This window comes from Pseudomonas sp. P5_A12 (assembly GCF_056400685.1).
The window spans coordinates 16,198-36,887 of sequence record NZ_JBFUKU010000026.1 but is presented as its reverse complement, the minus strand read 5'-3'; the positions used below and the strand labels follow the sequence as shown (position 1 = coordinate 36,887).

At 56.4% G+C, this 20,690-nt stretch carries 24 protein-coding genes and 1 tRNA gene; 6 read left to right on the top strand and 19 right to left on the bottom strand.

All coding sequences use genetic code 11. The features are described 5' to 3' along the window. Positions 1 to 270, bottom strand: a 270-nt coding sequence (locus AC1DSG_RS06325) for a LysR family transcriptional regulator (protein WP_477790101.1), incomplete at its 3' end; no start/stop codon positions are given. A 482-nt stretch (positions 271 to 752) separates the two neighbouring features. Between AC1DSG_RS06325 and fic the strand changes: the two genes are divergently transcribed. Beyond that, positions 753 to 1,877: a protein adenylyltransferase Fic gene (gene fic / locus AC1DSG_RS06320; RefSeq protein WP_477790100.1), complete on the top strand. Its 1,125-nt coding sequence runs from the start codon at positions 753 to 755 to the stop codon at positions 1,875 to 1,877. 60 nt (positions 1,878 to 1,937) lie between these two features. On the opposite strand, the gene AC1DSG_RS06315 is transcribed toward fic, so the two are convergent. After that, on the bottom strand, positions 1,938 to 2,231 hold the full coding sequence (locus AC1DSG_RS06315; RefSeq protein ID WP_477790099.1) for a DUF3077 domain-containing protein: 294 nt from the start codon (positions 2,229 to 2,231) through the stop codon (positions 1,938 to 1,940). An 815-nt stretch (positions 2,232 to 3,046) separates the two neighbouring features. Here AC1DSG_RS06315 and AC1DSG_RS06310 point away from each other — a divergent pair. Genes AC1DSG_RS06310 through AC1DSG_RS06300 form a run of 3 tightly spaced genes read left to right on the top strand, consistent with a single transcriptional unit; the run spans position 3,047 to position 4,675 of the window. After that, a complete protein-coding gene (locus AC1DSG_RS06310; protein WP_477790098.1) occupies positions 3,047 to 3,268 on the top strand; it encodes a tautomerase family protein in 222 nt (73 codons plus the stop codon). Beyond that, a complete protein-coding gene (locus AC1DSG_RS06305; protein WP_477790097.1) occupies positions 3,265 to 3,921 on the top strand; it encodes a DsbA family oxidoreductase in 657 nt (218 codons plus the stop codon). Before AC1DSG_RS06310 ends, AC1DSG_RS06305 begins: the two co-directional genes overlap by 4 nt. A gap of 43 nt (positions 3,922 to 3,964) precedes the next feature. Continuing rightward, on the top strand, positions 3,965 to 4,675 hold the full coding sequence (locus tag AC1DSG_RS06300) for an SDR family NAD(P)-dependent oxidoreductase (RefSeq protein ID WP_477790096.1): 711 nt from the start codon (positions 3,965 to 3,967) through the stop codon (positions 4,673 to 4,675). 103 nt (positions 4,676 to 4,778) lie between these two features. Here the strand turns inward: AC1DSG_RS06300 and AC1DSG_RS06295 are convergent, their stop codons facing one another. From AC1DSG_RS06295 to AC1DSG_RS06260, 8 genes are all read right to left on the bottom strand, one after another. Then, positions 4,779 to 4,991 carry a hypothetical protein gene (locus AC1DSG_RS06295; protein WP_477790095.1) on the bottom strand — a complete coding sequence of 71 codons (213 nt, stop codon included), beginning with the start codon at positions 4,989 to 4,991 and terminating at the stop codon, positions 4,779 to 4,781. Positions 4,992 to 5,224: 233 nt separating this feature from the next. Continuing rightward, a tRNA-Thr gene (locus AC1DSG_RS06290) sits at positions 5,225 to 5,300 on the bottom strand. 77 nt (positions 5,301 to 5,377) lie between these two features. Next, a complete protein-coding gene (locus tag AC1DSG_RS06285) occupies positions 5,378 to 6,202 on the bottom strand; it encodes an FkbM family methyltransferase (protein WP_477790094.1) in 825 nt (274 codons plus the stop codon). A 346-nt stretch (positions 6,203 to 6,548) separates the two neighbouring features. Beyond that, positions 6,549 to 7,781: a methyltransferase gene (locus AC1DSG_RS06280; RefSeq protein ID WP_477790093.1), complete on the bottom strand. Its 1,233-nt coding sequence runs from the start codon at positions 7,779 to 7,781 to the stop codon at positions 6,549 to 6,551. After that, complete coding sequence (locus AC1DSG_RS06275) at positions 7,762 to 8,451, bottom strand: ABC transporter permease (RefSeq protein WP_477790092.1); 690 nt, start codon at positions 8,449 to 8,451, stop codon at positions 7,762 to 7,764. Before AC1DSG_RS06275 ends, AC1DSG_RS06280 begins: the two co-directional genes overlap by 20 nt. Further along, positions 8,448 to 9,143 carry an ABC transporter permease gene (locus tag AC1DSG_RS06270; protein WP_477790091.1) on the bottom strand — a complete coding sequence of 232 codons (696 nt, stop codon included), beginning with the start codon at positions 9,141 to 9,143 and terminating at the stop codon, positions 8,448 to 8,450. Before AC1DSG_RS06270 ends, AC1DSG_RS06275 begins: the two co-directional genes overlap by 4 nt. 78 nt (positions 9,144 to 9,221) lie before the next feature. Then, positions 9,222 to 9,968, bottom strand: a complete 747-nt coding sequence (locus AC1DSG_RS06265; RefSeq protein WP_477790090.1) for an ABC transporter substrate-binding protein — start codon at positions 9,966 to 9,968, stop codon at positions 9,222 to 9,224. A 13-nt stretch (positions 9,969 to 9,981) separates the two neighbouring features. Next, positions 9,982 to 10,755: an ABC transporter ATP-binding protein gene (locus AC1DSG_RS06260; RefSeq protein ID WP_007897462.1), complete on the bottom strand. Its 774-nt coding sequence runs from the start codon at positions 10,753 to 10,755 to the stop codon at positions 9,982 to 9,984. Between the two features lie 564 nt (positions 10,756 to 11,319). Here AC1DSG_RS06260 and gabP point away from each other — a divergent pair. Then, positions 11,320 to 12,711 carry a GABA permease gene (gabP, locus tag AC1DSG_RS06255; RefSeq protein ID WP_477790089.1) on the top strand — a complete coding sequence of 464 codons (1,392 nt, stop codon included), beginning with the start codon at positions 11,320 to 11,322 and terminating at the stop codon, positions 12,709 to 12,711. A 92-nt stretch (positions 12,712 to 12,803) separates the two neighbouring features. On the opposite strand, the gene AC1DSG_RS06250 is transcribed toward gabP, so the two are convergent. The 4 genes from AC1DSG_RS06250 to AC1DSG_RS06235 all read right to left on the bottom strand — a co-directional run bounded on the left by AC1DSG_RS06250 (position 12,804) and on the right by AC1DSG_RS06235 (position 15,811). Continuing rightward, positions 12,804 to 13,256, bottom strand: coding sequence for a hypothetical protein (locus AC1DSG_RS06250; RefSeq protein ID WP_477790088.1), 453 nt, complete (start codon positions 13,254 to 13,256; stop codon positions 12,804 to 12,806). A gap of 6 nt (positions 13,257 to 13,262) precedes the next feature. Further along, positions 13,263 to 13,679 (bottom strand): hypothetical protein, encoded by a 417-nt coding sequence (locus AC1DSG_RS06245; RefSeq protein ID WP_477790087.1) that lies wholly within the window; start codon positions 13,677 to 13,679, stop codon positions 13,263 to 13,265. A gap of 29 nt (positions 13,680 to 13,708) precedes the next feature. After that, a complete protein-coding gene (locus AC1DSG_RS06240; RefSeq protein WP_477790086.1) occupies positions 13,709 to 14,683 on the bottom strand; it encodes an alpha/beta hydrolase family protein in 975 nt (324 codons plus the stop codon). Positions 14,684 to 14,752: 69 nt separating this feature from the next. Further along, positions 14,753 to 15,811 (bottom strand): PDDEXK nuclease domain-containing protein, encoded by a 1,059-nt coding sequence (locus tag AC1DSG_RS06235; protein WP_477790085.1) that lies wholly within the window; start codon positions 15,809 to 15,811, stop codon positions 14,753 to 14,755. A 264-nt stretch (positions 15,812 to 16,075) separates the two neighbouring features. On the opposite strand from AC1DSG_RS06235, the gene AC1DSG_RS06230 reads away from it, so the two are divergent. After that, positions 16,076 to 16,522 carry a carboxypeptidase regulatory-like domain-containing protein gene (locus AC1DSG_RS06230; RefSeq protein WP_477790084.1) on the top strand — a complete coding sequence of 149 codons (447 nt, stop codon included), beginning with the start codon at positions 16,076 to 16,078 and terminating at the stop codon, positions 16,520 to 16,522. A gap of 207 nt (positions 16,523 to 16,729) precedes the next feature. Here AC1DSG_RS06230 and AC1DSG_RS06225 read toward each other — a convergent pair whose 3' ends face one another. The 5 genes from AC1DSG_RS06225 to AC1DSG_RS06205 all read right to left on the bottom strand — a co-directional run bounded on the left by AC1DSG_RS06225 (position 16,730) and on the right by AC1DSG_RS06205 (position 20,441). Further along, positions 16,730 to 17,521, bottom strand: a complete 792-nt coding sequence (locus tag AC1DSG_RS06225; RefSeq protein WP_477790083.1) for a TSUP family transporter — start codon at positions 17,519 to 17,521, stop codon at positions 16,730 to 16,732. 73 nt (positions 17,522 to 17,594) lie between these two features. Next, positions 17,595 to 18,122 carry a hypothetical protein gene (locus AC1DSG_RS06220; protein ID WP_477790082.1) on the bottom strand — a complete coding sequence of 176 codons (528 nt, stop codon included), beginning with the start codon at positions 18,120 to 18,122 and terminating at the stop codon, positions 17,595 to 17,597. Beyond that, entirely contained in the window at positions 18,113 to 18,673 is a 561-nt protein-coding gene (locus AC1DSG_RS06215) for a hypothetical protein (RefSeq protein WP_477790081.1), read from the bottom strand. Before AC1DSG_RS06215 ends, AC1DSG_RS06220 begins: the two co-directional genes overlap by 10 nt. A gap of 500 nt (positions 18,674 to 19,173) precedes the next feature. Further along, on the bottom strand, positions 19,174 to 19,386 hold the full coding sequence (locus AC1DSG_RS06210; protein ID WP_477790080.1) for a hypothetical protein: 213 nt from the start codon (positions 19,384 to 19,386) through the stop codon (positions 19,174 to 19,176). A gap of 197 nt (positions 19,387 to 19,583) precedes the next feature. Then, positions 19,584 to 20,441, bottom strand: coding sequence for a TauD/TfdA dioxygenase family protein (locus tag AC1DSG_RS06205; protein ID WP_218482551.1), 858 nt, complete (start codon positions 20,439 to 20,441; stop codon positions 19,584 to 19,586). Positions 20,442 to 20,690 lie beyond the last annotated feature (249 nt).

Below are 20,690 nucleotides of genomic sequence, written 5' to 3'. Positions count from 1 at the left end.
TTGCCCAGGCACCTTCAGCGCAGCCACTTTTTCTTCCAGTTGCCGCGTGGCCAGCAACACCTTGTCCATGTAAGGCGTGAGTTCCGAGCCCTGAGCGGTCAGGGTCAATCCCTTGTTGGAGCGACGAAACAACCGAAAACCAAACTGCTCTTCGACCTTGTTCAACTGCGCAGCCAATGCCTGCACCGTTAAACAGGAATGCTCTGCCGCCGCCGACAAAGAGCCGGTTTGCACAATGCGCATGAGGTTGCGTAGGGTTCTGCTATCCATTGGGTAATGCCCTCTGAAGTGGGCTGGCTGTTGTTGAGTACCTGGCCGTCGGTTGGGCGATACGTGCTGGCTATAATCCTGCACCTGAACCCGCTTGTCCCGAGTTTAGTAGCGAAATGATGCTGGCGTCCGATGGTTGGAGGGTTGCGCACGATCGGGGGGGGCTGGGGGAGGGTGGGTGATCAGCGTCAAAAAATGCTCGGGCCGGGAAGTTTGGGCATTTTTTTGGGGATTTGAGACTCAGGGCGTTGCGGGTTATTTCCTGCTCAAGCAGCAGGCAACTTCCTCGTAACAAGACTCATGTTGCCAAAATCCGATTTCGGCGACACGTGTCGCCAACATGTCGTCCGCGGCGACACGTTCCAAAGACGTGTCGCAAAAAGTGAAAAATTGCGACACGTCATGGCCTCATGTCTACACTGGCGACATGAGTGAAGGCTATCTCTGCTCAAAAAATATACAAAATGACCAGGATCGCATCCATGACCGAACCGTTACTGCCATGGCAGGCTGACAGGCCATACAACCAATTACCTTTGTTACCGCCAGGAATTGAGATAGAAACACGTGCAGTCCTCAAAAAATGCATTGAGGCACGTACCGCCTTGGCCGAACTGAAACAGGCAGCAGAATTGATCCCGAATCAGACGGTCCTGATCAATACAATTCCGCTGCTGGAAGCGAAAGACAGCTCGGAAATAGAAAGTATCGTCACCACTACGGATTTGCTGTTTCAGCATGCTCAAGACACTGAAAATCATGCAGACCCGGCGACCAAGGAAGCGTTGCGTTATCGAACGGCGCTGAATCAAGGCTTCCAATCCCTGGCCGAACGACCGCTATCCACCAATACCGCTGTAGAAATCTGTCGCACCCTGAAGGGTGTGAACTTGGATATCCGCCGGACGCCCGGTACCCAACTCGCGAATGACCGCACCGGTGAAGTTATCTACACCCCGCCTGAAGGGGAGGAGCATTTGCGTAACCTCCTCGCGAACTGGGAACGCTTTCTACACAACGAAACCGACCTCGATCCCCTCGTTCGTATGGCGGTCGGGCATTATCAATTTGAAGCTATCCATCCTTTTATCGACGGCAACGGTCGCACCGGACGGGTCATCAATACCTTGTTTTTGATCCAGGAGGGCTTGTTGAACTTGCCTATCCTTTATCTCAGCCGCTACATCATTGCCTACCGAGCAGATTACTACCGGCTCTTGCTTGAGGTCACGACTAAACAGGCTTGGGAGCCGTGGTTGTTGTTCATGCTGAGCGCTGTGGAGGAGACCGCTCGGTGGACGACGGCCAAGATTGCGGCCATTCGGGCATTGTCCGAACACACCACACAGTTTGTGCGTGAGCAACTGCCAAAAACCTACACGCGTGAACTTGTCGATGTCATATTCGAGCAGCCTTACTGTCGTATCAGCAACGTCGTCGAGAAGAAAATTGCTCAGCGCCAGGCTGCGTCTCGTCACCTGAAAGAGCTCGTGACAATTGGCGTTTTGGAAGAGGTTCAGGTCGGAAAGGAGAAGCTTTTTATCCATCCGAAACTGATGCAGTTACTCGTCCGCGACAGCAACGAATTCAGAAATTACGCTGGTTAGAGTGAGCGGAAACTAAAAAGCCCCGATTGATTCGGGGCTTTTTCATGTGTGCGATTTGTTTTATGGCGCGACGTTACTGGCGCGGTTGTTACACGGTGCGGCGAGCACCTTCACCACGTCATCGATGATTGCCTTGCTCATGTCCTGCAAATAATGCGATGCCCAAGCATGCCGGTCGGTATCGCGAACCATCGCGGCATCTGATGCGAGGAGTTTGGCGATGTGGAGCAGATCGGAAGCGTGGGAGAGGGCCTGGATCACCGGGACGCCGGCGTTGATGCGGAACAGCGCTTCGTTGGCGTGGTAGGAGAAGGGGGTGAGGCCGATGGTTTTCAGGTCTTGAGGATTGGTCATTGGGCACCTCCGGTTTTTGGGCGGTGGTGGGTGATGGCCGGTGGAGCAGTAGCGCAAATTTTGGACGGACCGGTAGCGGGCATTAGCAAAACTCCTGAATCAAAGTTTGAGCTACCACGTTCGTTCTCAGGCGAATGGGTGGCAGCTATGCGCGGGCTGAGAAACCGGAGATACAGGAACCCGGCAGACCCGAAGGTCTCCCACGCACAGCCGCCATTACACGGAAATGCAGGCACAAAAAAACGCCAACAATCGTGATTATGGGCGCTTGTGCGCCTGTATCTTACTAGGGTTCTCAGGCCCGGTCGCTGAATTGGCAGCGACGACCTGAAGGTAGCTTGAGAGGGTAGGATGCGCAATCGTGGCTAGGTGGTGGCGTGGGGCGAGATCTTCAGTGATTTACTGGTTCTGAGGCTTGGGAAGACGTGAGTGACCCACATCCAAACTGACGCCATCCTCATTCTCTCCGACGCGAGGCTTTTTGGGGCTATCAGTGACTATCGACAACTGCACTTCTTYCACCATTTTGCTGGCGATTTCCTCGTCGTGCGTGACATGGAATGGGCTGTCGAAAAATCGAATTGTCATGAGCACTTTTCCATTTTTTGGCGATATCTAAACGTCGCGGTAAAAGGAAGTTGGCCGCTCAATCATTTTTGATGCAAACAGTTTTAGTGCCTCGCAGCGAGGAAATCATTACACGAAGTAACTAATGATATTCCCGCCCCCACCTTTATCCCCTCCAGCTAACTCCCTACATTCAGCTCCATCGCCTACCCATTCATTCCGAAGGGCAGGTCACTTGGAGATTCCTCATGCCTTTTGTCAGCGTTCGCATTACCCGCGATGGCGTTACCTCAGAGCAGAAAGCTCAGGTGATCGCCGAAATCACTGAAACCCTGGAACGCGTCCTCAAAAAGGATCCGCACCTGACCCACATCGTGATCGAAGAAGTCGACACCGATAACTGGGGTTACGCCGGCATCACCACCACCCAGTACCGCAAGCAACTGGYTGAGGCGGAGGGCAAGTCATGACCGCGTCCGTCTCCATCGACTTCATCTCCGACGTGGTGTGCCCGTGGTGCGCATTGGGCGCGACGGCGCTGGAGCAGGCGATCGAGAACGTGGCCGGTGAAGTTTCGGTGGCGCTGACCTACAAGCCCTTCGAGTTGAACCCGGACATGCCGGCGGTCGGTGAAAAAGCTGTCGAGCATTTGATGCGCAAGTATGGACGCACCGCCGAGGACGTCGCCGCCGGCAAAGCGATGCAGATCGCTCGCGGCGAGGCCCTCGGGTTCACGTTCGATCTGGAGAAGCGCAGCCACTTCTACAACACGTTTGATGCGCACCGGTTGCTGTTGTGGGCGTTGCAGGAAGGGCGGCAGGTCGAACTGAAGAAGATTCTACTCCGCGCTTACTTCACCGACGGCCAGAACCCGAACAATCGCGAAACGCTGGTTCGTCTGGCCACTGAAGCAGGACTGGACGCGGCGGCCGCGCAAGAGGTGTTGGCATCCGGAGCGTTCGCCAAAGAAGTACGTGAACTTGAAGCGTTTTACCACCAGCACGGCATCAATTCGGTCCCGGCCATGATCCTCAACGGTCGTCACCTGGTGTCCGGATCGCAGTCGGTCGAGTACTACGAACAAATGCTGAGACAAATGGCGAAGGCCCCCGCCGAAGCTTGATTACTTACTTTTTCACATCATCTTTTATTAGTAGAGGTTCATCATGAGCAATTCGAAAAAAGTCATCGTCATTACCGGTGCATCCCAAGGCCTCGGCGCAGGCATGGTCAAGGCTTTCCGTGATCTGGACTACAACGTGGTCGCGACGTCGCGCTCGATCAAACCTTCCACCGACCCGGACATCCTCACCGTGGCGGGCGACATCGGCGATCCGGAGGTCGCGCAGCATGTCATCCGTGAAACCATCGCACGTTTTGGTCGTATCGATACTTTGGTTAACAACGCCGGGATCTTCATCGCCAAACCGTTCACCGCGTACACCGCTGAAGACTACGCCAATGTGTTGTCGGTGAACCTCAATGGCTTTTTCTACATCACCCAACTCGCGATCAGCGAGATGGAAAAACAAGGCAAAGGCCACGTCGTCAACATCACCACCAGCTTGGTGGACCACGCAATTGATGGTGTGCCCTCAGTGCTGGCTTCGCTGACCAAAGGTGGTTTGAACGCTGCTACCAAGTCCCTGGCGATTGAGTACGCCAAGCGTGGGATTCGGGTGAACGCGGTTTCCCCAGGCATCATCAAAACGCCGATGCATGGTGAGGAAACTCATGAAGCGCTGGGGAATCTGCACCCGGTTGGGCGCATGGGGGACATCAGCGACATTGCTCAGGCGGTTGTTTATCTGGATAGCGCCAACTTTGTCACCGGGGAAATTCTGCATGTGGATGGTGGGCAGAGCGCAGGTCACTAAGGGGGGTTACATGCCATACACAACAAAGCCCTCGTATTTCTACGAGGGCTTTGTTGTGTATGGCGCCGGCACCAGATGGAAAACTAGATCCGTGCCCTATCTCCTACAGGCAAGAAAGCTCCAGATCTTCGTCGTCGGGGACTTCGTCCGTAACAATCACTCGTGCGTGCGCGCTGTGCTCGTCCTCCATACGTAACCCGAAGTAGCGAGTATCGTTGGCGTCCMAAAATGCCTCTATCTGCGCCATGAGTGCATGTTCAAGCAGCACTTCGGCGCTGTGCTCCAGGATGATCGAGTAACGTCGTTCGGTGTTCATTACAAAGGGGCTCGCAACGGCGGAGTGAAGTGGCAGATTGTGCATAAGCACTGCTGCCATTATGCCGTCTCGCTGATTTGTGACCGTGACYGCTTATCGTGTCGGCGAAGTTTCTAGATGCGCGGTGCCAGAGACGGAAGAGGGGGCGAACACTAAACGGGGGAATTCAGGAGTGAAAAGACCCATAAACAAAAAAGGCCCACCGCAAGGTGAGCCTTTTTCGTTGTTCTATATGGTGCCGGCACCAGGAGTCGAACCCGGGACCTACTGATTACAAGTCAGTTGCTCTACCAACTGAGCTATACCGGCGTGTTGGGCGACGATTATAGCGATTGGATTGGTTCTGTAAACCCCTGAATTCAGACTATTTTTGCGCAGGCTTCAGGTCAGGCGCGAAGCAGGGTTTTCTTGAGTTTCTGAATGGCTTGCCAGGTCCGGCTGTTTTGCATTGCGCGCAGCTGTGCTTCGGCCTGTTCCGCGCGTTGCAGGGCAGCGGCTAGCTGGTGATCGGCATCACCGATGGGGTGGCTGAAGTTGTGGCCTTTGCAAAACTGGAACTCGTCCAGGTTGCAGGGCGGGAGGTCGAAGGCGGGCTTGAGGTTCAAGTGTTCTTCGGCGAGGTAGTAGGTATTGATGCCGTCAAACAGGATGGATTGGTAGCCGGCGCCGGTGACGAGGGTTTCCCAGGTCTGGTCGCGCTCCCACGGGGTTTCGATGAGGATGACCCACGGCCGCCATTGGCTGAAGTCCATGCCGCGCAGGACGGTATCTTCGTGGCCTTCGACGTCGATTTTCAAGAAGTGGATGGGGCGGCCCTGGGCGTGTTCTTCACAGATGGAGGTCAGGGTGCGGGATTGGACGGTTTGGCTGCGCACGTCCATGCCGGCGTCTTTGTGCATTTGTGCCATGGCCGGGTCGGCAGTCGAGAGGCCGGTGCCGGCGATGCCGTAGAAAGTCAGGTTGTCAGCGCTTTCGCCGGCCACGCATTGCAGGTTGGTGTCTTTGGGGCGTTGCTCGCACAACGCTTCATAGTAATTGAGCATCGGTTCGACGTTGATGCCGCTCCAGCCGTGGTCGTAGAACGCTTTGGTGACCGAGTCGTGGGTGGGATCGTTGGCCCCGACGTCGATATAGAAGCCATTCTCGACGGTTTTGAGGGCGCGCCACAGGCGTATGTCTTCGAAATTCTGTGCGTAAGAAATGAACGTCACTGTCGCATCCTGTCGGTCGAATTTTCTTGTTCGTGGTCGCGCTGTCGGCGCCCTTTGCGTGTTTGTATAACAAGAGTCGAGGGGCGGTGCAATTTTCCCCGCCTGACGTCCGGGTTTAGGCACTTATGTCCTTTGCGTCGAGCGCTTATGCACAATGAGGGTGGTGTCTAGTGTCGTTCAATGCCATTTTTGTGAACGTTTTCTCATTTGTTCGCAAATCCCTGTTTTTCAGGATCTTTTTAGAGATGTACGAAAATTGAACAGTGTCGTTTCGCCACTGAAACTGCCGTAGGTAATGGATCCACGATAATTCCATCAACAGAGTTATCCACAGGCTGCGACTTTTTTACGCACGCTCCGCCAAGAGCAGGAAATTGCGCGGTGTAAGTGGGATTTCGCAAAAAGTACCTAGACGAACGGTATAGCCTTGCTCCCTCAAGTAGAGTGCTCGGTCGAGTACCAGCCAAAGCTCCAACGGGCGTCGGAAAAGCCCGCGTAGTAGCTCCAGATTGCGCACTTGCGCCAGTCGCTCCCAGCCGGCGGCTTCGAGTGCAGACCAGTCTTGCGGGCCGACTGTGGATAACTCTTTCAGTGCGGCCAGATGATGGCAGTACTCGGCAAAGGATGTGTCTAGCCAGGCACTCGGCAGGGAAGGGGTGGGCAGGTATTCATCAACACCGCGCAGTTGCCGTTGCAGCAAGTCGAAACCCAGGCGCCGGGCCATCGAGGTATCACGCTGACGTCGCACACGAGCACCGGCGGTGACGGTCTCGCTCATCGGTAGCGCGAGGTCATCGAGGGAAAGTTGTAGGGCGGAGCCTTTGGCGGCCAGGGATATCGGCGAATACTCGGTCAGACCGATGCGGTTGTAGCAGCACGGCGCGATGGCGAGTCGTTTGCAGCCCGCCGTACTAGCGAGCTGGATTAACCGCACATGCAGATCACCGCAGGCGTGCAGCGCCACCGGCGTGTGATCGGCGTTCAACAGGGAAGCAGTGTCCGCCGCGAGCACATCCTGCTCGACATGCAACGCACGCAGTTGATGACGCTGGCTGAGTGCTTGTCCGCTGGCCACTAGCGCCGGGTTGTATTCCAGGCAGGTCAGTTGGTGCCCGGTTTGTAGCAAGCGCCGACCCAAGTGGCCCTTGCCCGAGCACCAGTCCAGCCAATGCTTCGGCGGTGCAGCAAACGACAGGCGACTGGCAAACGCCTCGATCTGCTGCCACTTGCGCCCCGGCACGTCGACATTCAGCCGATGCCCCGCAGCTTCCAATGCGTGCGCCGGCAACTCCCCCACCGTGCTCAACTCACGCGACAACGCCGCCAACGAAGCAAACGGCTCCGGCGCATCCAGCAAGCAAGGTTGGTTATGACTGTTTTCTGCGTCTTCCAGCGACCGCCCTCGAAGCCAAAGCGCCAATTCCGGATAGGACGCTTCCCAGGGAAGTTGCAGATGAGTAAACGGTCGTGGCTTCCATAGCGCCTGATGCTCGATCAGAAAAGCATCCAGCGCGATGAAGCGGGCGAGCAGGGCCTCGCCCGTCAGCACGCAGGAGGCATCAACGCCCTTGGCAGGCATCGACGCGCAGCCAGCGCTCCAGCAGCTTGAAGCCGCGCACCAGCACGTAAGCCATCAACAGATAGAACATGCCCGCGGCGAAGAAGATCTCCACCGGCAGGTAAGTCCGGGCAATGATGGTGCGGGCCATGCCGGTGAGTTCCAGCAAGGTCACGGTACTGGCCAGGGCGCTGGCCTTGAGCATCAGGATCACTTCATTGCTGTACGCCGGCAAGCCGATGCGCGCGGCACGCGGCAGGATGATGTAGAAAAGTGCTTTGGCGCGAGACATGCCCAAAGCACGCGCTGCTTCGATCTCACCCGGCGGTATCGCCTGGATCGCGCCGCGCAGGATCTCGGCGATATAGGCCGCGGTGTGCAGGGTCATGGTGGCTGTGGCGCACCAGAACGGATCGCGCAGGTACGRCCACATCGAGCTGTTACGCACCGCATCGAACTGTGCCAGGCCGTAGTAGACCAGRAACAGYTGWACSAGCAACGGCGTGCCACGGAAAAAGAAGATGTAGCCGTAGGGAAATGCTCGCACGTACCAGAGTCGCGACGACCGCGCGATGCCCAGCGGAATCGCCAACAACAACCCGGCGATCACAGCGATGGCCACTAGCTCCAGGGTTAGCGTTGCGCCTTGGGCCAGCTTCGGCAGCCACTTGATGATGACTTCCCAGTTCATTGGGTGCTCCTCGCGAAGCCGCGAGCGGCACGTCGTTCCATTAAGTGCATACCGCTCATGGCGAGAACGGTCAGGCTCAGGTACATGAACGCGGCCACCATATAGAAGGTGAACGGTTGCTTGGACACGGTTACGCCGATTTGCGCATGACGCATGATTTCTTCCAGGCCGATGACTGATACCAGCGCGGTGTCTTTCATCAGGATCATGAACAGGTTGCCAAGGCCCGGCAGGGCGATGCGCCACATCTGCGGCATGATCAGTTTGGTGAAAATGCGGAATTTTGACAGGCCCAACGCCACGCCGGCTTCACGGTGACCTTTGGGGATTGCCAGGATCGCACCCCGAAACACTTCGGTGGCGTAAGCGCCGAAACACAGGCCCAGCGCAATCACGCCGGCGGCAAAGGCATTGAGTTCGAGGTCGGGATTGCCGAAAAATTCGCCCAAGGCACGCATCAGATTGACTGTGCCGAAGTAGATCAACAGCACCCAGAGCAATTCCGGAATACCGCGAACCAGTGTCGAATAAGTTCCGCCAAGCCATTGCAACGGCTTGTACGGGGACGTCTTGGCCAAGGCGCCGAGCAAACCGAGCACCAGCCCGAGACACAAGGCCGAGAGTGCCAGTTTCACAGTCATCAGCGCGCCAGCGGCGAGCGCCGGGCCGAATCCGTAGAGATCGATAGTCATGGGGTTCTTTTCAAATCGCGGCAGGCAATGCCATGGACTGGCGCCGTCAGAGTACGGCGCCGGTCCGGCAGGTCAGAATCAATAGATGCTGAACGGGAAGTACTTGTCGTTGATCTTTTTGTAGGTGCCGTCAGCGACGATTTCTTTCAAAGCGATGTTCAGCTTCTCGCGGATCGGGTCGCCTTTACGTACAGCGATACCGATCTTGTCGCTTTCTTCCACCGGGTCGCCTTTGAATTCGTAAGGCTTGCCTGCGTCGCTTTTCAGCCACTCGTAGTTGACGTACTTGTCGGCGAGGATGCCGTCCAGACGACCGGAAGTCAGGTCCAGGTAGGCGTTTTCCTGGGTGTCGTAGAGTTTGACCTCGACGCCGTCCATGTTGTCTTCCATCCAGGTACCGGCGAGGGTTGCACGTTGTGCTCCGATCACTTTGCCCTTGAGCGAAGCCTTGTCGGTTTTGAAGTCGACATCTTTCTTGGCGATGAACTGCAGCTTGTTCGAGTAGTACGGATCGGTGAAGTCCACCGCGCCCTTGCGCTCATCGGTGATCGACATCGAGGAGATCAGGAAGTCGAACTTCTTGGCATTCAGTGCCGGGATGATGCCGTCCCAGTCGGAGGTGACCACGGTGCACTCGACTTTCATCTTCGCGCACAGGGCGTCGCCGATTTCCTTGTCGAAGCCGACGACATTGCCACTGGCATCTTTATTGTTGAACGGCGGGTAGGCCGCTTCGATGCCCATCTTCAGGGTTTCGGCCATGGCACCGGCGCTGAACGCCAGGGTGACGGCCGCAGCCAGGAAGACCTTTTTGTAGTTCTGCATGCGGGAAGCTCCGTTAGCGGTTGCTGGACATGAATTGTTTGCAGCGCGCCGAAAGCGGGTTTTCAAACACCTGCTGTGGCGATCCTTGCTCTTCCACCAAGCCCTGGTGGAGGAACACCACTTCGCTGGACACCTGACGGGCAAAGCCCATCTCGTGGGTAACCAGCAGCATGGTGCGGCCTTCTTCGGCCAGTGCGCGGATGACATTAAGTACTTCCTGGACCATTTCCGGGTCAAGGGCAGAAGTCGGCTCGTCGAACAGGATCACCTTGGGCTGCATCGCCAAAGTACGGGCGATCGCGGCGCGCTGTTGCTGGCCGCCGGACAGTTGCGCCGGGTATGCGTGACGCTTGTCGGCAATACCGACCTTGGCCAGCAAGGCTTCGGCGACTTCGATGGCTTCGGCTTTGCTTTGGCCGAGCACGCGGCGCGGCGCTTCAATGATGTTGTCGAGCACGCTCATGTGCGGCCAGAGATTAAAGTTTTGAAATACAAAACCGATCTCGCTGCGCAGGCGATTGATCTGCTTGCCGTCGGCAGCGACCAGTTCGCCGTTCTTCGCGGCTTTGAGTTTGAGTTCTTCACCAGCCACCAGGATCTGACCCTGGTGCGGGTTTTCCAACAGGTTGATGCAACGCAGAAACGTGGATTTGCCGGAGCCGGAAGAACCCAGGATCGAGATCACGTCGCCGTCGCGGGCGGTCAGCGAGATGCCTTTGAGCACCTCAAGCTGTCCGTAGCGTTTGTGCAAATTGCGGATTTCAAGCGCGGGCGTGGCCTCAGCCATGTGCGTTCCTCATAGTGTTTCGCTCCTGCTGTTGGCGGCCTTCCTGGCGAGGCGGCCAACCTAGCATAGCGTTTGAATGGCAGCCAACAGCGCTACGGGCGGTAAACGGAAGTGATGGGGCAGGTTGTCGCATCGCTACAGCAGACTGTCGCGCTGCTATCAACCGAACAGCCGTTTGAACCTGCTTTTAAATACAAAGCAACCGCGGGTGTCGCGTAAAAAAAGGCGCGATGTTGCCAGCTTTGGCGGGGTGTTGGAAGCGTTAACCGGCCAAACGTTCCTGATCCGCACTTTTATTGTGCATCGGGCATTTTCCGGGTGTGTTTCCGGTGCGCGCATTCGTTCCCAAAGTGAGTCGCCGGGTAACGTTCTGGCAAAGTGCCATTGAATTCAATGGCTTGCGATGACCGTCCGGTCGGGACGTAATCGCCGTGTTAGAGGGTTTTGAAACATTTTGGCGCAATTATTGCGTACAGAATCCAGAACGCCCCGTTGGTTTCTTTTTACGAGAAAGAATTCAAGGCGGGCTGCACGCATTCGCTTTTCCTTACAAAGGTAGTTTCAATGAGCAGTACCCCAAGCTCCAATGGCCTCGAACAGGGGCTCAAACCGCGTCATGTGACCATGCTGTCGATTGCCGGAGTTATCGGTGCCGGCTTGTTCGTTGGCTCGGGTCACGCCATCGCCGCCGCAGGCCCGGCCGTGCTCTTGGCTTACGCTGCCGCCGGTATGTTGGTTGTGCTGGTAATGCGCATGCTCGGCGAGATGGCCGTTGCTTCGCCAGATACCGGCTCTTTCTCGACATACGCCGATCGCGCGATCGGTCACTGGGCCGGTTTCACCATCGGCTGGTTGTACTGGTGGTTCTGGGTCTTGGTCATCCCGCTGGAAGCCAATGCCGCTGCAACCATCCTGCACGCCTGGTTCCCGAATGTGGCGATCTGGGCTTTCACGCTGATCATCACCCTGCTGTTGACGGTGACTAACCTGTTCAGCGTAAAAAACTACGGTGAGTTCGAATTCTGGTTCGCCCTGATCAAGGTCGTGGCGATCATCGGTTTCATTGTCCTCGGCGTTATGGCGATCTTCGGCTTCATGCCGACCAGTCAGGTCAGCGGCGTTTCGCACCTCTTCGACACCCAGGGCTTCCTGCCAAACGGCATGGGCGCAGTACTGGGCGCGATCCTGACCACCATGTTTTCCTTCATGGGCACCGAGATCGTGACCATCGCGGCCGCTGAATCGAAGAACCCTGGTCAGCAAATCTCCAAGGCCACCAACTCGGTGATCTGGCGGATCGGCTTGTTCTACCTCGTGTCGATCTTCATCGTCGTGGCCCTGGTGCCATGGAACGATCCGATTCTGGCCAGCGTTGGTTCTTACCAGACGGTGCTTGAGCGCATGGGCATCCCGAATGCCAAACTGATCGTCGACATCGTGGTACTGGTTGCTGTGACCAGCTGCCTGAACTCGGCGCTGTACACCGCCTCGCGCATGATGTTCTCCCTGGGCAAGCGCGGTGATGCACCGGCCGTTTCCCAACGCACCAACAAGAGCGGCACGCCGTACTGGGCTGTGATGTTGTCTACCGGTGCTGCGTTCCTCGCCGTATTCGCCAACTACGTGGCCCCGGCCGCTGTGTTCGAATTCCTGCTGGCCAGCTCTGGCGCCATCGCGCTGCTGGTGTACCTGGTGATCGCCATTTCACAACTGCGTATGCGTAAACAACGCATGGCTCGCGGTGAAAAAATCGCCTTCAGCATGTGGATGTTCCCGGTCCTGACCTACGCAGTGATCATTTTCATCGTGGCGGCCCTGACCATCATGCTGTTCCAGGAAGCGCATCGCGTGGAGATTCTCGCGACCGGTCTGCTGGCCCTGGTGGTGGTAGCGGCAGGCTTGCTGGTAGCTCGCCGTCGTCGTAATGAGAAGATGAACGCAGTGTTGGCGAGCTGAGTGATCTGACTCAAGGCAATTGTTGTTGATACCCACGAAAACGGCCGCTGTCAGTGATGACAAGCGGCCGTTTTTGTTTCTGCCAATTGCGTTTATTCGCTCTTTTCTTCTTGCGCATCCAGCGCCTGACGATAGCTATCCAGCGCATCGCCGAAGTCGGTAATGAACTGCGGTTCGGTCAGCCAGGCTTGAGCTGTTTCCCGGTCCATGCCATCGGCCCACATGCGGTAATCGATCAGCATGTCGGCGGCCAGGTGGGTGGCGGCCATGGCTTCGTTGTCGGCGTTTTCCATGTCCAGCAAATCTGGATGGTCGCTGATGATTTCGGCGAGTTCTGACAGCAGGATCTGAAGCATGTCGCTGCGGCTGTTGGCTTCCGCGTCGCGCATCTTGCTGAACATCGCCAGGGTGTACTCAGGGATCGGCTCGCCGATTTCCCCCAGGTCATCGTCCAGCGCGGCGGTTTTTCTGCCGTGGATGTTGATTTGCTTGGCTTTGGCCTTTGCGCGTTTGGCGCGTTTCTGTTGCTTGTTCAGGGATGCCATGGGAACTCAGTTTGCTTTCTGTTGGGTTTGGGCGGCGATGATATCGGACGCTGCGACATAGTCAGCCTGGAAGGCCGGTGATTCGATCCACGCCAGTGCGCCGGCTTCGTCCACTTCGGTCGACCATTGGCGGTACTCGATCAGCGCGGCGAGGATAAAGTCCATCGCGCCTTCTTCGCCTTCCTGCTCATAGACCAACTCCAGCAGCGGGTCCTCCAGGAACGCCACGCACATCGCTTGCTGGCTGGTCTTTTCGGCGTCGATCATCTTCTTGAACAGCTCGGTCAGGTCTACCGATTCGAAGTCGATGCGATCATCGTTCGGGTCCAGCTCGAYCGGCGCGGCGGCACGTTGGGTGCGGTTTTGCTTGGCCTTGGCTTTGGCGCGGGTGGCGCGTTTTTGCTGTTTGTTGGCGGAGGCCATGGGTGTCGTTCCGTATTCGTTGAGATGACTCAGCTGCGTGGGATCTGCCGACCGGGTGTACCGGGGGCCAGCTCGCCGTTTTGCAGCCAGAACAATGCAATGGGCCATAGTGTGGCTTGGTATGCGCTGCGAAAAAAGGCGAAATGTCCGACTTCTTCTTCGCCGATGTCTTCGGGAGTGATTCGCAGGTGCGTGTTGCTGCTGTGGGTGAAGTAGCCGAGCAGGCGTTCGATGGCCGAAATTGTGCCATAAGGATCGTCGCTGATGCTGATCGCCAGGATTTTCGCGCTGACACGTTCAAAGGGCAGTCGACCGGTTCCGCCATGGAGTCGTCGACCGCTGGGGCGCGTTTCATAACGGGCCGTCGGTGTAGTCCAGTCGCGAACTACGCCGGCCGGGGTGTCCTCCAGCCAGCCGAGGCGCTTGCCGGGGAAGTAACCGTGGAAAATCGTCATCAACGGCATAACCACATGCCATTTGCCGAACATCCGCCAGCGATGGGCGGGCGCATAATCACGCCAGTAAGCGAATTGCGCCCCGACCGTCACCATCCGTCGAATGAAACGCCCGGACGCCCCCAGGCCCGCTGCACAGCCGCCAAAGCTGTGGCCGACGACGTCGATAGGCTGGTGGGGGAATTCACGCTCGGCGCGCCTTAGCATCGCTTCAAAGTCCAGCGCGCCCCAGTCGGTCCATGAAGCGTCGAGGTCTTTGAGCGAGGCGGGACGTGATTCGCCGATGCCACGGTAATCGTAAGTGATGACATCAAACCCGTTGGCGAACAGGTAATCGGCAAAACGTGAGTAATGGCGGCAGCGCACGGAGGTGGCAGCATTGATGATCACGACGGCGCGGGCAGGGTCCTGCGGAGTGTGTCGCCAGGTGAATCCGCCGAGGATGTAGCCGTCTGCGGCGGGCTCCTTGAAGGGGCCGCCGGGTGTGGTGGCAGGCAAGGGCAGCTCGATCTGAGCGGGTGCCAGTGCAGGCGTGTCATTGAAATTCATCGGTGACGGACCTTTGCGCGTAGCTGCCAACGATAGTCTTCATGATGGTTTCGGACAATGCGCCCAATTCTATCGGCGCGTCTGATTGAGCCGCTGGTCCTCGAGTAGCGCTCGTTCCCGATCCAGCTCCGCTCGAAGTTCCTCTTCACTCGGTAACACCAGTTTGTACTTACTGGCGAACAGTTGCTCATTGCCCTCCAGTACGGAATAACGAACCACCGATTCATCTTTCTGCGCGCAAAGAATGATGCCGACAGTGGGGCCATCCTCCGGGCCACGCCGGAGTTCGTCGTACATGCGTACGTACATGTCCATCTGGCCGACATCCTGGTAGGTCAGTTCGCCGCGTTTTAGATCGAAGATCACAAAGCACTTGAGCAGGTAGTTGTAGAACACCAAGTCGATGTAGAAGTCTTTACTGTCGGTACTGATGCGTTGCTGGCGGGCGATGAAGGCGAAGCCTTTACCCAGTTCGAGCAAGAAGCTCTGAAGGTGGTTGATCAACGCTTGTTCGAGTTCGGTTTCCAGGATCAGGCCGGCATTGGGCAGACCCAAAAATTCAAGTACGACCGGATCGCGAATAAAGTCTCTCGGGTTAGCGGCCATTTTCTGGATATTGGTAGCGGCTTCCTCCCTGACCGCAGACCGGTCCCGACTCGCCAGTAGCCGCTCGTAATACAGCGTGTTGATCTGGCGCTCCAGGGCGCGACTCGACCAATTCTGAAGGGCTGACTCGTTCATGTACCAATGGCGTGCATGGTCGTTGTCGACCCGCAGTAGTCTGCGGTAGTGGGTCCAGCTCAATTCGTGACGCAGCGCGTCACAAATTGGGAAAACTTGATAGAACTGGCGCATGTAGCGAAGGTTGGAAGCGTCAAAGCCTTTCCCGAACTCGGCTGTCAGAATTTTCGCCAGCGTCGCCAACAACTGCTTCCCATACCCCGCCCTACGAGCGCCCTCCTGCTCGAACTCAACAATATGCCGCCCGATCTGCCAGCAGGTTTGCACTTGAGCCGTATCGACCGCTCGAAGCGCTTTAAGGCGTGCCTGGCGGATCAGTTCGCCAAGGTTGCCAACCAAAGTGACGAGTTGTGGGTCTTGAGTGTTACCGGTTTGGACGATGGTCATGAAGTCTTCCGTGGCTGGAGGAACAGTCGAAAGAGCATGACAAGAGCGCATGGGGCGGCGATGCAGTACCCCGCTGGTAAGCCGGAAGGAATTGCCGGATTCGTTTTGCAGGACCAAGCCGACAGTGGGACGTATTTGTGGAATACAGGGTGTAGTCCGTTTCGCAGTGAATCCAAGATCGAATCAATCTAAAACCTGACCGGTGTCCGGGAAATCACAACTCAAGGGAGTGAAAGGGTTCTGAGGAGCCCGGGAGTCGTCATCATGAAATACGTCCATGCATACATGTTGTCCCTTGTTGCGGTCGGTGCTCTGGCGTTTCCAGCGATGGTGAATGCGGCAAGCCTTGAGCCCGTCGACAGTTCAGGCGTACAAATTCAGCGGCAGGAACAAAACGGGATTGCTTACCTGTCCGGTGGAATCGGCGAGGATGAAGCGAAGGCCATCCAGCAAGCTACTGGCTATAACCTGCACATGACGTTCTCAATCGGGGTGGAAGGCAAATACATACCGGACGTGGATTTGCTTATTCAGAACGCTCAGGGGGCGGTGCTGACGCTGAGCCAGGCAGGTCCTTTGGTTTACGTCCAGTTACCTCCTGGCAAGTACACGGTCGTGGCAACGCGTAATGGTGAGACGAAACGTGACACGACAGATGTTGCCAGTGCTGGTGCTAGGAATCTGGTGTTTAACTGGAACAGTAGAGAATGAAGGGGTTGGCTTCAGGTTGGAGTGGGCGGCCCCATGGTTGCGGTTTTTGATCATTACCAAATCGCGCGCATAAAAAACCCCTGAATCTTGCGATGCAGGGGTTTCGATGTTCGGTGCCACAGACGGGATCGATCCGCCGACCCTGCGCAGGGCGGGTCGGCTGCGATCAAAGTTGAAGGCAAGAACTGGTCAGCGCTGCACCGGCAATCATAGCGAAGTCAAAGATTCAAGGACCGCGACGCGCAAGGGATTGCTTTCTACGCTCAGCAGCTTGATAGCCAAGGCGCAGCAGACCACGATCAACATGGGTTTGATCAACCGGGGCCCGACGCGAACAGCGGCTCGTGCACCCAATTGAGCGCCGATGAAGGCCGCCATAGCCATGGCTATGGCAATCGGCCAAATAATCACACCCTTGGTAATGAAGACCGACAAAGAACCCAGGTTGCATGAGGCGTTGGCAAGTTTGGTAAAACTCATGGCCCGCATCATGCCCAAGCCGCAGAGAAGTACAAACCCGACAATAAAGAAAGAGCCCACGCCGGGGCCAAATATACCGTCGTAAAAGCCCAGGATCGGCGCCACGGTAAACGAAAAAAGCAGAATGCCGATTCTCTTGCGTCGATCTTCATTGACCAGCTTGGGGGAGAAAGCAAAATAGATGGCCACCAGAATCAGCATGACAGGCACGCAAACTTCCAAATAGCGCTTATCAACAGCGCTGACCAGCAAGGCACCACTGGCACCGCCAATAAATCCGCAGATCATCAGGAACCGGCCTTCGCGCCACTCGATCATTCCTTTGCGAGCAAAGGTTACAGTTGCCGAAACAGTTGCCGAAGCGGCCTGGAACTTGTTCGTTGCAATTGCACTGATCGGATCTACACCGGCCAGAAACAATGCAGGCAAGGTAATCAAGCCTCCACCACCGGCAATCGCATCAAAAAAAACGGCGAAAAAAGCGACAAGCGCCAACATGCCTATTAAATCCCAAGACATTTCATTCCCTCTTTTATAGTTATTGGCCAGCAATCACATGACTGGTCGTTCAGCAGCTTGAACACTTAAAAAATCAGCCCTGCAGCAGCAACGGATCCTCTGAAATAACGACAGGGGAAGAAAATTTTGAAAGCCCGAAAATACGAACGAGGACCCGCCGGTTGTCTTTGATGACATCGCGACAGTGCAGGGCTCGGACGTTATTGATGACCATGGCCGACTCTTGCGTCAGCCTGTACTCGACTGGAGTTGCTTCGCTTACCTCCTGGCAAAGGGCCGCGTAGGCCGTTTTGACAAAATTTGAGGCGTTGTCGTTGACCGAAAAGCGATACGAGTTGAAGCGGGCTGCGAACCCGACCTTGTCGTCAAACTCCAGAATCGAAACGTTGCGGCCATCTTCCCCTTTGCCACTGACAAAAGAGTCGCTACGAGTGAATTGGAAGTTACCCGTGGTCAGTGCGAGGCAGTGGGTGACGCCGATTTTCTCCAGTATGGGAGGCAGCGGAATGACCCGCGTAGGTTCCAGGCTCGGGTTCCACAGCGCGGAAAGTATGAGCGAGGACGGAGAGGGCGAGTGCCCGTCTTTCGCGTTCAGGCGCACCAGTAAGGCGCCTCGGTATGCGGGCCAAGCGCGAGGCCGGAATGGGAACTCAGTTCTTTGATGTCCGGCTCGGCATTGATTTTGGTAAGTCCGCCACCTTTGAAGTTGGCGACCAGTCGAACCAGCTTTCCTTCGTTGTCCATGTCATAGGCAAAGGAGCTGTTATCCACCAGTTTCAACAAGATCTGATTTCGGGCGGCCAGGCAAAGTACGTCGTGTCGATTTTCCAGGGATGCCAGGTCGGGCAGTTCATTTGGAGGGCTGGCATCGGTGATTTTTTGCAGCCCTTCAAAAATCAACACGCAAACAAGGCCGTTGGAGTAGGCCGCCAACAGTTCGCATTGGACTTTCGAAAACAAGAACTTTAATTCGGTGGCTGCCAGAGCGGCTTTGGACTGGGCGCCTGGTGCCTGCGGCCCGCCGATGGCGGCCAGTTCTTCGGCGAATCTGTGAAGCAATATTGACTGCCGAATATCAAAGCTGAAAATTCTGAATTCCTGTTCAGTAAAAAGCTCGGCTGTTTCGACATCCTGTTTGATGGAGTCAGTCATTGTCTTCATCCCTGTTGCGTACCTGCTCCCGGTTATGCGGCAGCTCCTCCCACGATTCTGCCCAAGCCGATGATCAGCGTATGTCGTCCACTTCCGTTAAAGCATACAGAGCGTTCCTACAAACCCGAGAGATTGCGAGAAGGGCCGATTACGAATGCTTGATGCCACTCGGGGCTCGGCTTCGGAAGGTGTTGCAGGTGCTTGCTGGCGTGGCGAGAGGAGGTGGGGGGATGCATCGTCCGGTGCTTCCCGGGTGACTGGAACAGTGCCACATCAAATCCCAGGCATAAAAAAACCCTGAATCTTGCGATTCAGGGTTTTCGGTATTTGGTGCCCAGAGACGGAACCGAACTGCTCGCCTAACTACTTGTTGTTATTGGAGGTTTAATGGTTCGGTATCTTGCGATGCCCCCAAAAATGCCCCCAAAACGAAAAGTAGTCCCGGTCTTGGTTCCCCATTCTGCCTTACACATCCCAGCTAAAGCCAACCATATAGCGCATTACATTCGCGGCATGCGCAACGTACTCTTGATTCTTTGCCCAATAATCCCCTGGAGCATCTGCTCTGCCAGTTGTGCATCAGCAATGCAGGTGATGCCACGCTCATTCAGGGTGAACAGTGACTCGGGGAGGCGTCCTTCATTGCGAGCCTTAATGATCGCGGCCTTCGATACGCCAACGCGGCGGGCGATCTCGCTGATAGTGCACCGCATGACTGTTCACTTCGCTGCTGACTTTCTGCAAGCGTAGGTCAGATGATCTCTCTTTTCGTATCTTAAGGCTGGGTACGGGGTTGAAGTCCTAACTTTGCGCTGCTGCGGCTCCTAACATATTTAGCCATTATGAACGGCAACTGCCGACCCAAAAGAGACGCTCAGTTGCGTCTCTGGGTTATGGAAAGGTTAATTGATCAGTAGGGTGTGTCTCCGATAATAGCCGCGCGCTCCATCTTGCGATGGCAAGGCGGATAGTCCATCACGGCATAATGCTGGGTGCAGCGGTTATCCCATATTGCCACGCTGTTTTTCTTCCAACGCCAGCGCACCTGGTACTCGGGATTGTAGGCCTGGCTGATTAGGTACTTCAGCAGGTCAACGCCGGCCTGGTTGTAATCCTGGCCGAAACGGACACGGCCATCGCGGTGGTAATTGACGAAGTGTGTGGCGTAGGCATTGACGAACAGCACCTTCTCGCCGGTTTCCGGGTGGGTGCGCACGACCGGATGCTCAGAATCTGGGTAGTGCGCCTTCATCGCCAGGCGCTTTTCCTTTGGCATGGCGGCGGCGAAGGAGGAGTTGAAGCTATGGCTGGCGATCAGGCTGTCAATTTCCTGTTTCACGTCCGCCGGCAACTTGTCATAGGCCAGCACCATGTTGGCCCACATGGTGTCGCCACCGACCGGGGGGCATTCGATGCAACGCAGCACCGCACCCATCGGCGGAGATTCACGCCAGGTGGCATCGCAATGCCAGGCATTTTCATAGCGGTCCGCCGGGTTCTCCGGGGTCTTGTAGATTTGCACCAGGCCAGGCGCTTCGGGGTGGCTGGGCAGCATTGGGTGGGTTTCGAGTTGCCCCATGCGGCGGGAAAAAGCTTCGTGGTCGCGACGGGACAGTTTGTCCAGATCCTGGTCACGCAGGAACAGCACCTTGTGCTTGAGCAGCGCGGCATAAATTTCGTTGAACAGGTCGTCATCGCGCACTGCGTCGCCCAGGTTCACATCGAGCAGTTCCGCGCCGATGGCACAGGTCAGTTGTTCGACTCGCATTGCGTCTCCATTTACTTGGTCTATGGCCGGGCCGTGGGCGTGGAGGTGAAAGCCATGCCTTGAGTGACGACGGCGCTTGTTATTGTTGATCCAGTTTTTTGGCTGCTCTGGGGTGGCACAGGTGAATCCGCGGGTGGTTGCGGCAGGAGCCGACAGCGGGTCCGCGCACCCATCCTAATCGGCAGGCACGGACAATCCTGTGCATTTCAGGACATTTTATTGGCGTATTGGGACAGTAACCGCCCGCTC

Coding starts and splice junctions, on each gene's coding strand:
- fic (WP_477790100.1), top strand. CDS start 753: ATGACCGAACCGTTACTGCCATGGCAGGCTGACAGGCCATACAACCAA.
- AC1DSG_RS06315 (WP_477790099.1), bottom strand. CDS start 2,231: ATGACCAATCCTCAAGACCTGAAAACCATCGGCCTCACCCCCTTCTCC.
- AC1DSG_RS06305 (WP_477790097.1), top strand. CDS start 3,265: ATGACCGCGTCCGTCTCCATCGACTTCATCTCCGACGTGGTGTGCCCG.
- AC1DSG_RS06300 (WP_477790096.1), top strand. CDS start 3,965: ATGAGCAATTCGAAAAAAGTCATCGTCATTACCGGTGCATCCCAAGGC.
- AC1DSG_RS06280 (WP_477790093.1), bottom strand. CDS start 7,781: ATGCCTGCCAAGGGCGTTGATGCCTCCTGCGTGCTGACGGGCGAGGCC.
- AC1DSG_RS06270 (WP_477790091.1), bottom strand. CDS start 9,143: ATGACTATCGATCTCTACGGATTCGGCCCGGCGCTCGCCGCTGGCGCG.
- AC1DSG_RS06265 (WP_477790090.1), bottom strand. CDS start 9,968: ATGCAGAACTACAAAAAGGTCTTCCTGGCTGCGGCCGTCACCCTGGCG.
- AC1DSG_RS06260 (WP_007897462.1), bottom strand. CDS start 10,755: ATGGCTGAGGCCACGCCCGCGCTTGAAATCCGCAATTTGCACAAACGC.
- gabP (WP_477790089.1), top strand. CDS start 11,320: ATGAGCAGTACCCCAAGCTCCAATGGCCTCGAACAGGGGCTCAAACCG.
- AC1DSG_RS06250 (WP_477790088.1), bottom strand. CDS start 13,256: ATGGCATCCCTGAACAAGCAACAGAAACGCGCCAAACGCGCAAAGGCC.
- AC1DSG_RS06240 (WP_477790086.1), bottom strand. CDS start 14,683: ATGAATTTCAATGACACGCCTGCACTGGCACCCGCTCAGATCGAGCTG.
- AC1DSG_RS06235 (WP_477790085.1), bottom strand. CDS start 15,811: ATGACCATCGTCCAAACCGGTAACACTCAAGACCCACAACTCGTCACT.
- AC1DSG_RS06230 (WP_477790084.1), top strand. CDS start 16,076: ATGAAATACGTCCATGCATACATGTTGTCCCTTGTTGCGGTCGGTGCT.
- AC1DSG_RS06225 (WP_477790083.1), bottom strand. CDS start 17,521: ATGTCTTGGGATTTAATAGGCATGTTGGCGCTTGTCGCTTTTTTCGCC.
- AC1DSG_RS06215 (WP_477790081.1), bottom strand. CDS start 18,673: ATGACTGACTCCATCAAACAGGATGTCGAAACAGCCGAGCTTTTTACT.
- AC1DSG_RS06210 (WP_477790080.1), bottom strand. CDS start 19,386: ATGCGGTGCACTATCAGCGAGATCGCCCGCCGCGTTGGCGTATCGAAG.
- AC1DSG_RS06205 (WP_218482551.1), bottom strand. CDS start 20,441: ATGCGAGTCGAACAACTGACCTGTGCCATCGGCGCGGAACTGCTCGAT.